The sequence below is a fragment of the Yersinia pekkanenii genome, assembly GCF_001152565.1.
Taxonomy (GTDB): Bacteria; Pseudomonadota; Gammaproteobacteria; order Enterobacterales; family Enterobacteriaceae; genus Yersinia; species Yersinia pekkanenii.
On the sequence record NZ_CQAZ01000050.1, the window covers coordinates 14,519 to 28,283 of the forward strand.

The following is a 13,765-nucleotide window of genomic DNA, read 5'->3' on the forward strand; positions in this document are numbered from 1 at the left end:
AAGGATATCAGAGAGAAGTAGCGTGGCATCACACCACGCTAAAGAGACTAACAGATGATTACAGGCCGTAAACCAGAGTGACTGATGTTGTGGTATCCGTATTTTTAGGCGCGCTGGCAGGTGGTTTAGTGTTATAAGTCACAACATAGGCTAAGCGCAGTGCGAAGCTCTTATTGATTGCGACATTCAACGCAGTTTCTGAGTTCAGGGTGGTTTCTTCGTTCGCTAATGCTGAAACCCCTTCACTGAACACGGTGTTATCGGTCAGCTGATAGGTATAGTTTGCACCACCATAAGCCAATGCTTTTGTAGCACGGCCACCTTGGTAAAACTCATCATGACGAATGCCCGGACCAAATTCCACTCGCAGATTATGCAACGGTGTCGTCATAATCTGGCGACCATAACCCGTGGTGAGTACCGAACGGGAATCAAAACCGTTATAGCGGTCATTCAACCAGCTTGCCTGCCCAAACAGATAGTTACGATCGGTCAGATTGTAGCGGGTACGGCCACCGAGCTGATAACGTTCAGAAGAGCGCTGATTGTTAGCACTGGTATTACGCGCAGCGCCCCACAGACTATATGCGGTATCTGGCATGAACCAGGTTAACGTTGAGTTAGCGGTCAGTGTCGAGTTAGTGGTGTTACCTGACTGCGCGGTATAGCCTGCCTCAATGGTTCCATCGAAGCTCTTCTTGGCTGTGGCTGGATCGTCTAAGGCAGTAAAAACAGTCCCATCAGCAAGAACTGAGGTGCTGAAGAGAGATAAAGCGAGTGTGCTGATATAAAACGGCAACGCCCTGGTATGACGTAAAGAAAACATAATAGGTCCATGGTGAAAAATGATGTTTTGTGATGCGGTTCGCATTGTATCAGTTGTGATCCAACTTATTCAGAAGATATTTCTTATTGAATAATTAATTATAATAAGAAGGTTTTTCCGATAAGTTCATGCTTAAAATGTCATAAAAAACGGTGTGCCAACTTTTACTCACATTGATAAAGTCATAAACAAGATGTTTTTTGGTAAATTAGCATGTTGATGTCTCATCATTAAAGAGGCCAGAAATAAACTGGCCTCTATGTATGCGTGTCTATGAATATTACATAAACGTCGTTACCAGTAGGTAACCGGTGATACAGGAACAAATAACACCGATAAGGCCTGGAATGATAAAGCTATGATTAATAATAAATTTACCAATTTTAGTGGTGCCTGAGCGGTCAAAACCGATGCAAGCGAGGTCACTCGGATAAGTCGGCAGAACAAAGTAGCCATAAGCAGCAGGGAAGAATGCAATCAGCATTTTAGGATCAACACCGAGTTGCAAGCCCATTGGTGCGATAGCCGCCAATGCTGCTGCCTGGCTGTTTACCAGCTTGGAAACCAAGAATAGGACAATGGCATAAGTCCAGGGCTGGCTTTTAACCACATCTTCTAATACCAATTTCAGTTCGCCCATATGGGCTTGGAAGAAGGTGTCGCTCATCCAGGCAACCCCAAACACGGAGAAGATAGCGACCATGCCAGCTTTGAATACGGCACCGTTAGAGATATCGCTGGGTTTAACTTTACAGCCAATAAGAATAACTGCACCAGCAATCAACATCATCATCTGAATAACCAGATTCATCGACAGTGACTGTAATTTGCCTTTAACCGCAAAAGCGGGGCGCAGATCAGCAAAAGCGCCGAGCAACACCACGATTGCGATAGCCGCGAAGAATATCCAGGTAGACCAGTAAGCTTGTTTCGGGAAAACCTGATTTAATAAGGTATCCGTTGAGCCATAGATGAAGTCACGTTGCTCTGGATCTTTGATTCTCTCTTGGAAATCAGGATCTTTATCCAGATCTTTACCGCGACGTAGGCTCCACAATGCAGCCATCAGCACCCCAACTAAAGAAGCGGGAACTGATACTGCTAAAATCTCCAGAATGCTATAAGCATGGCCGATACCGTGATTGGCACCAATAATAGAAACTAAGGATACAACCGCGACTGATACCGGTGATGCGGTGATAGCCATTTGTGATGCAACGGAGGCAACCGCCATTGGCCGTTCCGGGCGAATACCTTTTTTAATGGCAATATCTGAAATAATCGGGAACATGGTATAAACAACATGCCCGGTGCCACATAAAAAGGTTAATGACCATGTAGTAAATGGCGCGAGTAGCGTAATATGTTGTGGATGCCGGCGTAATAAACGCTCGGCAAATTGCATCATTACATTTAATCCACCGGCAGTTTGTAATACCGATGCACAGCCAATAACGGCTAATATAGTCAGCATGACATCGACAGGTGGTTTACCGGGTTCGAGGCCAAAGATAAAGGTAAGAATAAATAAACCGATACCGCTTATTAACCCTAGCCCCATACCGCCGTAGCGTGTCCCTAGTAACAGGCATAAAATTATAATTATAAATTGCAGTGTTATCATAATGTTCCCTTGCTTCCAACATGAATGAAATTCAGTTATATATTTGCTATTTTTAAGCAATAAGAATGGTTCTTACTCGATGTTCTCTATCAGAGCACAGATTGTATTGATTAAAACTTAGCTAATATCAAGGGAGTATTGTTTAGTTATGTAATTAATTAAATCTGAGATCTGTCTCTGTTTTTATATCAGCCCAGACTTTTATAATTAATTAAAGTAGAGTGGAAGGGAAATAATGGGATATAAAATTGGGTTGTAAAAATAATGTATTAATAATGTTTTAAATTAATGTATTAATTTTATAATAATACTTACTTTGTTCCGTTTTAACTCATGGTTATTATCAATTGGATCATAATCTGTAGGCGGTTTTCCTGCTGAGATTGGCTCCGCTGTATTGTTAATGATTGGCATATCATGTATTGATCCATCACGCCCCTGTCAGGTAACCCGCTGTCGATTTTCAATCGCTGCATCCTTCAGCTAATACCTAATTTCTCCTTCAATGACTTCAAGTAGCGGCGACTTACCGGGATATGTCTACCGCCGCGGGTAATCACTTCAGCTGAGCCATTATCCATAAGCTGGATCTCTCCCAACTGTTCGGTATTCACCATATATTGCCGGTGACAACGGATAAACGGTGTTTTTTCTTCCAGTATTTTGAGTGATAACTGGGTATAACCCGATTGTACTGTCCCGACGACATGCACTCCGCCAAGCTCGGAACTCAGATATTCTACTTCTTCAATTTTCAGCAAAAAAATGCGGTTATGACCGGAACAGGGGATATGTCGTAGCATCGGCTCAGTGATTTTATGTAAATTATTATTTACACTTAGGCCGCGCCTTAAGCGTATTAACGTTTTTGTCAACCGTTGATGATCGAGTGGTTTTAACAGATAGTCAAAGGCGTGCTCTTCGAAAGCACGTATAGCGTATTCATCGTAAGCTGTAACAAACACGATGTGTGGCATGCTTTCTGGGTTTAGCATTGATGCCAGTTCCAGGCCATTAATTCTGGGCATTTGGATATCGAGAAACACCACATCGGGTTGCAGACGCTGGATTGCGGGGATTGCTTCCAGTGCATTATTGCACTCGGCGACGATTTCTATATCATTTTCTTCATTCAGTCTTTCGCGCAAATCTTCACGCGCAGGTTGTTCATCGTCGACGATGATGACTCTTAACATACTGCCTCCACAAATTTTCTGCATTTTATCATGGCCTAAGAAAGAGGTTGAGACCATCGGTAGAAACTGCGACTTACCGCAAAGGTTAGACTTAAATGTACCTGCAAAAACATGAGTAATTATTTATTTACACATATGGATTGAAAACTTTACACGTCATGGTATTGTGGAGCTCTCAAACGATAAACACGCTAAACGACATCCGCTAAACAGAGATAGGTAAAGATTATGATCATGCAAAAAGATGCGCTCAATAATGTCCATATCAGTGCCGAACAAATACTGATTACCCCGGAAGAGCTGAAAACCCAGTTTCCATTGAGCGGCAATGATCAGTATGCGATTGCTACCGCGCGCAAAACCATTGCTGACATTGTTCAGGGCCGAGATCCACGCTTATTGGTCGTTTGTGGCCCATGCTCGATCCACGATGTGGATGCCGCTCTGGAGTATGCGCGTCGTTTGAAAACACTTGCAGCGGAATTGAATGACAGTCTGTATATCGTCATGCGTGTCTATTTTGAAAAACCAAGAACCACCGTCGGCTGGAAAGGTCTCATCAACGATCCGGACATGAATGGCTCGTTTGATGTGGAAAAAGGATTAAAAATTGCCCGTCAGTTATTGCTGAATTTAGTCGGTATGGGCTTGCCACTGGCTACTGAGGCTCTGGACCCGAACAGCCCGCAATACCTGGGTGACCTGTTCAGTTGGTCGGCGATTGGTGCACGTACCACCGAATCACAAACTCACCGTGAAATGGCGTCAGGCTTGTCGATGCCCGTTGGTTTCAAAAACGGCACTGACGGCAGCCTGAGCACAGCAATCAATGCCATGCGTGCTGCGGCGATGCCACACCGTTTCATGGGGATTAATCAGGCCGGTCAGGTTTGCTTGCTGCAAACTCAGGGCAATCCAGATGGTCATGTGATTTTACGTGGTGGGAAAACACCCAATTACAGCGCACAAGATGTCGCTCAGTGTGAGAAACAGATGCAGGATGCGGGACTCGTTCCCTCCTTAATGATAGATTGCAGTCATGGTAATTCGAATAAAGACTACCGTCGTCAGACTGCGGTCGCTGAATCTGTGGTTGAACAGATCAAGGCTGGCAATTGTTCTATCACTGGTGTGATGCTGGAAAGTAACATCCATGAGGGCAATCAATCATCTGAACAACCACGCGCTGATATGCGCTACGGTGTTTCAGTGACCGATGCTTGTATTGATTGGGAAAGTACCGAAACCCTGTTACGTAGCATGCATCAGGAATTACGTTCAGCACTGGCGGCACGGACTGTAGAGGAAGAGTAAGTATGGTGGCTGAACTGACCGCTTTACGCGATCAAATTGATGAAGTCGATAAAGCACTGCTGGATTTGCTGGCTAAGCGCCTGCATTTGGTGGCAGAAGTAGGTGAAGTTAAAAGTCGTTATGGTTTGCCTATTTATGTTCCGGACCGTGAGGCTTTGATGCTGGCCTCGCGTCGACAGGAAGCCGAGGCTTTAGGCGTACCGCCGGATTTGATCGAAGATATATTGCGTCGAATAATGCGTGAGTCTTATACCAGCGAAAATGATAAAGGGTTTAAGACGCTGTGCCCTCAGTTGCGCCCGGTGGTTATCATCGGCGGTGAGGGGCAGATGGGGCGGTTATTCAGCAGAATGCTCACTTTGTCCGGTTATCAGGTCAAAACGCTGGAACAAGAGGACTGGCCACAGGCTGAGTCCATTCTGGCGGATGCCGGAATGGTGATTGTCAGCGTACCCATCCACATCACTGAGGAGGTTATTGGTCGATTGCCAAAATTGCCACCAGATTGCATTTTATTGGATCTTGCTTCAGTGAAAAACAAGCCGTTGCAAGCCATGCTGGCTGCTCATGAAGGGCCGGTTGTCGGCCTGCATCCCATGTTCGGGCCTGATGTTGGTAGCCTGGCAAAGCAAGTTGTGGTGTATTGCGATGGCCGCGACCCACAAGCCTACCAGTGGTTGCTGGAGCAGTTGCAGGTTTGGGGCGCAAGACTGCACCGTATCAGTGCTGTTGAGCATGATCAGAATATGGCGTTTATTCAGGCGTTGCGCCACTTCGCGACCTTTGCCTATGGGTTACATCTGGCCGAGGAAAACGTGCCGTTGGAGCAATTGTTGGCGCTTTCTTCGCCGATTTATCGCCTGGAGCTGGCGATGGTAGGGCGGTTGTTTGCACAAGACCCACAGCTTTACGCTGATATTATTATGTCATCGGAAGATAATCTTGCATTGATTAAGCGTTATTACAAACGTTTTGGTGAGGCGATTACCTTACTGGAGCAAAGTGATAAACAAGCCTTCGTCCAAAGTTTCCAGAAAGTTGAGCACTGGTTTGGCGATTATGCGGAGCGCTTTCTGGTAGAGAGCCGTTCATTACTGCGTCAGGCGAACGATAGCCGCCAGTAATTTGAATCAATCCAAATACAGTTTCGTTAAGCCATCCCGGCAGTGTCGGGGTGGTTTTTCACTGTATGGGCCATAGCGCATTCAGATGATGTTGCTATTAGATAGATAAGGCCCACCTATGGTGAGCCTAAAAAACGATCTTAACTTGGATTGACCGGAACTACGTTTTCACTTGGGTAGCAACCTAATACTTTTAATGAACGAGTCATTAGCGTTAGATCTGCCAGCGCTTTATGCATGGGTTCGGAACGTAAATTAGCCTGAACATCAATATAAAACATCTCTTCCCACGGGTTACCATTAATTGGCCGAGATTCAAGTTTCGTCATAATGATACCCTGCTCTCTTAGCACCAATAGGGCTTCAACCAATGCCCCAGATTGCTGACCGGTTGCCATGATTAAGGTGGTTTTGGCCGGGATCTGGTCTGAGACATCAATGGCCTTGCGGGCCAGCACGATGAAGCGCGTGATATTTTGCTGTTGATTTGCCAGATTATGTTCCAGTACCTGCAAGTTATAAAGTGCGCCACCGGCTTCACTCCCCAATGCGGCTGCCGTCGGTGAATTTATTTGCGCTACTTTTTCCATTGCTGCGGCAGTACTTTCGCAATACTCAATTTTCCAATGCGGGAAGCGATTAATAAATTGGCTGCATTGTTGGAAAGGCTGTGGGTGGCTGTACACGGTTTCAATTTGACTTAGATCAGTTTCAGTCGCCACCAGTACACAATGGTCAATCGGATTGGTTATCTCGCCCACAATGGACAAGCTGGTGTGTTGTAGCAAGTCATACACATCATTAATAGAACCGGAACTGGTGTTCTCTATCGGCAATACCGCGTAATCGGCTTGCCCGGTTTCTACTTGGGTAAGGATGTCCTGGAATTTCTGGCAACCACATTCAATCAGTTGCTCGAAATGGCGCGCGGCATACTGGCGTGCCGCCAGATGTGAATAAGAGCCTTTCGGCCCAAGGAAAGCGATACGGGCAGAATGCAGGGCGGTTTGATTAAGCTGATGTTGCAATAGTGCCTGCTGAGTCAGCACCGAGTCTTCGATAATCAACTGGAACAAGCGGGTGATATAAAACCCATCAAGATCATAAGGCTTGGCGGCTGTTATCAGTGCGTCCAGCAAATCACGTTCCCGTTCTTTATCGCGAATTGGGCGATGATGAAGTTGCTTAGCCTTAGCGACATCCACCGCCAATTCACGCCGCTCTGCCAGCAATGCCAGCAGTTTTAAGTCTAGTGCGCTGATGCGTTCACGTAGTACCAGTAACGGATTATCGCTCATAGAGATTTGCCTTATTTATTCTGAATAAAAAAAAGCCTCCCGCTTGGGAGGCTTTATTGTTCGTCTTCGCATTATTTATCACACGACGAAACGCCTCCCAATCAGGGGAAGGTAAAAAAGAATGCGAAGAAAAACACTTTATCGATCATCGTTAAGAACCCTAAAAATAGACAGTCTCTAAACTAACCGCCAGCTTGATTTGCTGTCAATAAAAAACGCGCCCAAAGGCGCGTTAGATCCGAAATGAGATGGAGAGCCCTGGCTATTGTTCCTGCTCGGATTCTTCTTCCTCTACATCTGCTGACTCCAGATTAGCATCTTTAACACTACTTGCTGCGCGACGAGCTTCACCTTTATGTTGTATTTTATTTAATTGGCGTTCTAGTTTGGTGATAAGTTCATTAATTGCAGCATACATATCATCGTGTTTTGCACTGGCAACCAAGGGACCCATCGGGGTATTGATAGTTGCATCGGCAACGAATCCTTGCGGATCTTTAGACAGTACAATATGTGGGTTTATTAACTGGGCCTGCCATTTATCCAGTTTGGTGAGACGGTCTTCAACATGCTTGCGAATTGCTGGGGTGATATCCATTTGCTTACTGGTAATGTTGACTGTCATATGACTTACCTCTCTGTCTACTCCGTCTTGGATAACTTCAGCATACCTCTCTTTTCCGCAAAATGTATGACCAAGATCACTTTTTTTTGTCACTTTTTGCAAAGGTCATGGGAACTGTGATTTAACGTCAGGATTAGGCTTTGGGGGGTTGAATCATTGATTATAATGTCGCATTATCGGTAAGTTATATTGTCTGCGTTGGGTTAAAAACGACATTATTTTCCGGTGTTAAAGGGGATATTAATGCAACAGCCTGAGGCCATGACGTTCATCATCCCGGTGCTGTAAATTGAAAATAGGCCTCAAGGGCAGAATTGAAAACGGCAGCCTAAGCTGCCGTTTGTTATTTTATCGCTACAGACAATATCAGGCTGGATTAGCCGCAATTATCTTGGCAACTTTGTCTGCCTCAGCATTAAGTTGCAACTGCTTATAAGCATTTTCCATCAACGGCAACGCATCACGGGTTGCTTGAGTATCGGGATAATCTCTCAACATTTGCTCTACGCGGTTAACTACCGCGACGTAAGCGCCTCGTTTAGTGTAATATTGCGCCACGGCCAGTTCATGCTTGGCCAGGCGATTTTTCAGGAACGTCAGGCGTTTTTGCGCATCAGTTGCATACTGACTGTTCGGATAGTTTTGAATCAACTGGTTAAAATCGCGGAATGCGGCCTTAGCATGTTGTGGATCGCGATCCGAACGATCAATCCCGAAGAAGCCTTGTAATGCACTGTCATCCAGAGCCATGTCAGTCAAACCACGCATATATAATACGTAATCGATGTTAGGATGTGTGGGATTGAGGCGCATAAAGCGATCGATTGAGGCTTGCGCCAACGGTAAATCAGCAGATTTATAATACGCATAAATCAAATCAAGCTGAACCTGTTGGGAGTAAGGCCCGAAAGGATAGCGGTTATCTAACGCTTCTAGTTGCGTAATAGCTCCCTTAAAGTTACCGTCCTGCAGTTTTTGCTGAGCGGTAGCATAGAGCTCAGAAGGCGGGTTATCGGGAACCACGTCCTTGTTACTGGAGCAACCGGTCAGCACCAGGCTCAACGTGGCGGCAGCCACCAGATATTTCATACGCGTCATGACGTTTTGATTATCCTCGAAGTGTTATTCCGGGAGACTGTCCGTTAAGCTCCCGACAAAGATCTAGATACAATAGCACATTATATTAAACGGCATCGCCGTCAAAACCCAACGTTAACGAACAAGAAGCTGCATATGGCACAACAAGTACAACTCAGCGCAACGGTGGCCGAATCTCAACTCGGTCAACGGTTAGATCAGGCTTTGGCCGAATTGTTCCCTGATTATTCAAGATCTCGCATAAAAGAATGGATCTTGGAAGATAGAGTCACTGTCGACGGTAAAACAATTAATAAGCCTAAAGAAAAAGTGTTGGGTGGTGAGCTCGTCGCCATTGACGCGCAAATTGAGGAAGATGCCCGCTGGGCGCCTCAAGAAATCCCACTGGATATCGTCTATGAAGATAACGACATTCTGGTCATTAATAAACCCCGTGGTTTGGTGGTGCATCCCGGTGCAGGTAATCCGGATGGCACTGTTCTGAATGCGTTGCTTTATTATTATCCGGAAATTATCGACGTTCCTCGTGCGGGTATCGTACATCGCCTGGATAAAGATACCACTGGCTTGATGGTCGTGGCGAAAACTGTCCCTGCCCAGACCCGTTTGGTAGAAGCACTCCAGGCGCGCGAAATCACACGTGAATATGAAGCTGTGGCAATCGGCAATATGACTGCTGGTGGCAGAGTTGACGAACCTATTTCTCGTCACTCGACCAAGCGTACCCATATGGCCGTACACCCAATGGGTAAACCCGCGACCACGCATTACCGTATCATGGAACATTTCCGTGCCCATACTCGCCTGCGCCTGCGTTTAGAGACAGGCCGTACGCATCAGATCCGCGTACATATGTCTCATATAAACCATCCACTGGTGGGTGATCAGCTTTATGGTGGCCGTCCACGCCCACCAAGAGGGGCTTCTGATTCCTTTATTTCCATTTTGCGTGGTTTTGATCGCCAGGCGCTGCATGCAACCATGCTGCGTTTGTATCACCCGATCAGTGGCATTCAAATGGAATGGCATGCGGCATTACCAGAAGATATGGTTGAGCTAATTAATGCACTGAAAGCCGATACCGTAGAATTCAAAGACCAGATGGATTGGTAATGGACACGCTGATACTCCCCAACTGGCCAATACCTGCTGGAGTTAAGGCATGTAGCACCACTCGTCAAGGTGGTATCAGCGCGTCGCCTTATGATTCATTAAACCTTGGCACCCATGTGGGAGATGCCGCTGCTAGTGTGGCAGCAAATCGTCAGCGTTTAGTGGAACAGGCGGGCTTGCCGCAAATGCCAGTCTGGCTGGAACAGGTACATGGCACTCGTGTCCTGCATTTGGATGGCAAGGTAACCCCTGATGTGCAGGCAGATGCAGTCTATAGCCGCGTCGCCGGGCAAGTCTGTGCAGTAATGACCGCCGATTGCCTACCTGTGCTATTTTGCTCTTTGGCTGGCAATGAAGTCGCGGCTGCCCATGCGGGGTGGCGTGGTCTATGTGCTGGCATCTTGGAGCAAACGCTGGCTCAGTTCAATGCCACGCCGTCTTCTATTATTGCCTGGCTAGGTCCAGCCATTGGCCCGCAGCAATTCGAAGTGGGCGAAGACGTGAAACAGGCTTTTATCAATATCGATCCACAATCTGCTGCTGCTTTTACCCCCACAGGCACTAAATATCTCGCTGATATATATTTACTGGCACACTTGCGGCTTCAAGCTGCGGGTATTCACGCTATTTATGGCGGTGAACATTGTACTGTGAGTGAAAAACAGCAATTTTTTTCTTATCGGCGTGATGGAATTACCGGGCGGATGGCCAGTTTAGTCTGGCTGATATAACCTATTGCATTAGGACGATCCGCTGACGCATAACGTTTTACTTTAAATATAGTGTCGAAATAACCTTGAAAATTTGAGGAATGACCTCATCTAATCTTCAGTAGCAATTTTGACCAATATTGGAGGTGTTATGCGTCTGGATCGTCTTACCAGTAAATTCCAGCTTGCCCTCGCCGATGCCCAATCTTTAGCGCTTGGGCGCGACAACCAATTTATAGAACCGTTACATTTGATGAGCGCACTGCTTAATCAGGATGGGGGGACGGTTCGCCCATTATTGACCTCGGCGGGTATTAATGTTGCTAGTTTGCGTAGCGATATTGAGCAGGCTTTAGGTCGTCTTCCACAAGTTGAAGGTACCGGCGGTGATGTTCAACCATCAAACGAACTGGTACGTGTATTGAATCTTTGTGACAAATTAGCGCAAAAGCGCGCAGATAAATTTATTTCTTCGGAGCTGTTTGTTCTGGCTGTACTCGAGGATCGCGGTACCTTAACGGATATATTAAAGGCCGCCGGTGCAACGACTGACATAATAAATAAGGCAATTGAAAATATGCGTGGTGGTGACAAAGTCGATGATCAGGGTGCTGAAGACCAGCGTCAGGCATTGAAAAAATTCACTATCGATCTGACTGAACGTGCGGAACAAGGCAAACTTGATCCGGTTATTGGCCGTGATGAAGAAATTCGCCGCACTATTCAGGTATTGCAACGTCGTACCAAAAATAACCCAGTGTTAATTGGTGAGCCAGGTGTCGGTAAAACCGCCATTGTGGAGGGGTTGGCACTACGTATCGTCAATGGTGAAGTGCCCGAGGGCCTGAAACATAAACGTGTGCTTTCATTAGACATGGGCGCACTGATTGCCGGTGCTAAGTATCGTGGTGAGTTCGAAGAACGCTTGAAAGGCGTATTGAACGATTTATCAAAACAAGAAGGCAGTGTGATCTTGTTCATTGATGAATTGCATACCATGGTGGGTGCCGGTAAAGGTGACGGGGCGATGGATGCCGGCAACATGCTGAAACCGGCGTTAGCACGTGGTGAATTGCATTGCGTAGGTGCAACTACGCTTGATGAGTATCGTCAATATATAGAGAAGGATGCGGCGCTGGAGCGGCGTTTCCAGAAAATCTATGTTGCGGAGCCAACAGTAGAAGACACGATTGCCATTTTGCGTGGGTTGAAAGAACGTTATGAGCTGCATCACCATGTGCAGATCACTGACCCGGCAATTGTGGCGGCAGCGACATTATCGCACCGCTATATATCGGATCGTCAGTTACCGGATAAAGCCATCGACCTTATCGATGAAGCCGGTTCCAGTATCCGTATGCAGATGGATTCAAAACCAGAATCATTGGATCGTCTGGAACGCCGGATTATCCAGCTAAAACTGGAACAGCAGGCGCTGAAAAAAGAATCGGATGACGCCAGTAAAAAACGGCTGGAAATGCTCAATACCGAGTTAGAGCAGAAAGAACGTGAATATTCTGAGTTAGAAGAAGAGTGGAAAGCTGAAAAGGCATCACTCACTGGGACTCAGAATATCAAAGCAGAACTGGAGCAAGCTAAAATCACCCTGGAACAAGCTCGGCGTATCGGTGATTTGGCACGAATGTCCGAGCTTCAGTACGGTAAAATTCCTGAGCTGGAAAAACAACTAGCTGCCGCGACGGCGCTAGAAGGGAAAACCATGAAGCTACTGCGAAATCGTGTCACTGAGGTAGAAATTGCCGAAGTTCTGGCACGCTGGACCGGTATCCCGGTATCTCGCATGCTGGAAAGTGAGCGAGATAAACTGCTGCGTATGGAGCAGGATCTACATAAACGTGTGATTGGGCAGGATGAAGCGGTTGAAGCGGTGTCCAATGCTATTCGCCGTAGCCGTGCAGGGTTGTCAGATCCGAACCGGCCAATTGGCTCCTTCTTATTCTTAGGGCCAACTGGGGTGGGTAAAACCGAGCTGTGTAAAGCATTGGCAACGTTCTTATTCGACAGCGATGATGCCATGGTGCGTATTGATATGTCCGAGTTTATGGAGAAACACTCTGTATCCCGGCTGGTCGGTGCGCCTCCAGGCTACGTCGGTTATGAAGAAGGCGGGTATCTGACCGAAGCGGTACGTCGTCGCCCATACTCTGTGGTTCTGCTGGATGAGGTGGAAAAAGCGCATCCGGATGTCTTCAACATACTATTACAGGTGTTGGATGACGGGCGTTTAACTGACGGGCAGGGGAGAACAGTCGATTTCCGTAACACGGTTATCATCATGACCTCTAACCTCGGTTCAGATTTGATTCAGGAGCGTTTCGGTGAAAGAAGTTATGCCGAAATGAAGAGCATGGTAATGGATATTGTTGGCCATCACTTCCGTCCTGAGTTCATTAACCGTATAGATGAGGTCGTTGTGTTCCATCCGCTGAGTCGGGCACATTTGACTTCTATCGCCAATATCCAGTTGGCGCGGTTATACAAACGTCTGGAGGAGCGTGGTTATCAGGTTACTATTACTCAGCCTGCTTTGGAGTTCTTGGGCGAAGCCGGATTCGATCCAGTTTACGGCGCGCGGCCATTGAAACGGGCAATTCAGCAGGAAATAGAGAACCCGATGGCGCAACAGATACTTTCCGGCAAATTAATACCGGGAGTCCCTGTTACTCTTGATGTAGAAAATGGGCATATCATTGCCAAACAGTAATGGTAAATCCTTGAGGGGGCGAGAAATCGCCCCCTTTTTGTTGCCTTTTCCACCATTTCTTATCTTTTCGCCGTATTAATGAGCGGTTGAAAAGTTTTTTCAAATTAGGGGT

Annotated in this window: 11 protein-coding genes and 1 other annotated feature; of the genes, 5 read left to right on the top strand and 6 right to left on the bottom strand. The window is 46.5% G+C overall.

Annotated elements, in window-relative coordinates:
* Positions 1–58: 58 nt before the first annotated feature.
* The 3 genes from AEP37_RS19310 to btsR all read right to left on the bottom strand — a co-directional run bounded on the left by AEP37_RS19310 (position 59) and on the right by btsR (position 3,646).
* Positions 59–826, bottom strand: a complete 768-nt coding sequence (locus AEP37_RS19310) for a DUF481 domain-containing protein (RefSeq protein ID WP_049614879.1) — start codon at positions 824–826, stop codon at positions 59–61.
* Positions 827–1,106: 280 nt separating this feature from the next.
* A complete protein-coding gene (locus AEP37_RS19315) occupies positions 1,107–2,450 on the bottom strand; it encodes an anaerobic C4-dicarboxylate transporter (RefSeq protein WP_049614880.1) in 1,344 nt (447 codons plus the stop codon).
* Positions 2,451–2,929: 479 nt separating this feature from the next.
* Entirely contained in the window at positions 2,930–3,646 is a 717-nt protein-coding gene (gene btsR / locus AEP37_RS19320) for a two-component system response regulator BtsR (protein ID WP_049614881.1), read from the bottom strand.
* 234 nt (positions 3,647–3,880) lie between these two features.
* Here btsR and AEP37_RS19325 point away from each other — a divergent pair, with 234 nt between their 5' ends.
* A complete protein-coding gene (locus AEP37_RS19325; protein WP_049614890.1) occupies positions 3,881–4,960 on the top strand; it encodes a 3-deoxy-7-phosphoheptulonate synthase in 1,080 nt (359 codons plus the stop codon).
* A gap of 2 nt (positions 4,961–4,962) precedes the next feature.
* Positions 4,963–6,084, top strand: a complete 1,122-nt coding sequence (gene tyrA, locus AEP37_RS19330; RefSeq protein ID WP_049614882.1) for a bifunctional chorismate mutase/prephenate dehydrogenase — start codon at positions 4,963–4,965, stop codon at positions 6,082–6,084.
* Between the two features lie 140 nt (positions 6,085–6,224).
* Here tyrA and pheA read toward each other — a convergent pair whose 3' ends face one another.
* From pheA to bamD, 3 genes are all read right to left on the bottom strand, one after another.
* Entirely contained in the window at positions 6,225–7,382 is a 1,158-nt protein-coding gene (pheA, locus tag AEP37_RS19335) for a bifunctional chorismate mutase/prephenate dehydratase (RefSeq protein ID WP_049614883.1), read from the bottom strand.
* A gap of 25 nt (positions 7,383–7,407) precedes the next feature.
* Positions 7,408–7,532: a sequence feature (Phe leader region), on the bottom strand.
* Positions 7,533–7,644: 112 nt separating this feature from the next.
* Positions 7,645–8,007: a ribosome-associated translation inhibitor RaiA gene (gene raiA, locus AEP37_RS19340; protein WP_049614884.1), complete on the bottom strand. Its 363-nt coding sequence runs from the start codon at positions 8,005–8,007 to the stop codon at positions 7,645–7,647.
* A gap of 366 nt (positions 8,008–8,373) precedes the next feature.
* Positions 8,374–9,105, bottom strand: coding sequence for an outer membrane protein assembly factor BamD (bamD, locus tag AEP37_RS19345; RefSeq protein WP_032905545.1), 732 nt, complete (start codon positions 9,103–9,105; stop codon positions 8,374–8,376).
* A 135-nt stretch (positions 9,106–9,240) separates the two neighbouring features.
* Here bamD and rluD point away from each other — a divergent pair, with 135 nt between their 5' ends.
* The 3 genes from rluD to clpB all read left to right on the top strand — a co-directional run bounded on the left by rluD (position 9,241) and on the right by clpB (position 13,653).
* Complete coding sequence (rluD, locus tag AEP37_RS19350; protein WP_049614885.1) at positions 9,241–10,218, top strand: 23S rRNA pseudouridine(1911/1915/1917) synthase RluD; 978 nt, start codon at positions 9,241–9,243, stop codon at positions 10,216–10,218.
* On the top strand, positions 10,218–10,949 hold the full coding sequence (yfiH, locus tag AEP37_RS19355) for a purine nucleoside phosphorylase YfiH (protein WP_049614886.1): 732 nt from the start codon (positions 10,218–10,220) through the stop codon (positions 10,947–10,949). The genes rluD and yfiH overlap by 1 nt, the downstream gene beginning before the upstream one ends.
* Positions 10,950–11,079: 130 nt before the next feature.
* Positions 11,080–13,653, top strand: a complete 2,574-nt coding sequence (clpB, locus tag AEP37_RS19360) for an ATP-dependent chaperone ClpB (RefSeq protein ID WP_049614887.1) — start codon at positions 11,080–11,082, stop codon at positions 13,651–13,653.
* Positions 13,654–13,765 lie beyond the last annotated feature (112 nt).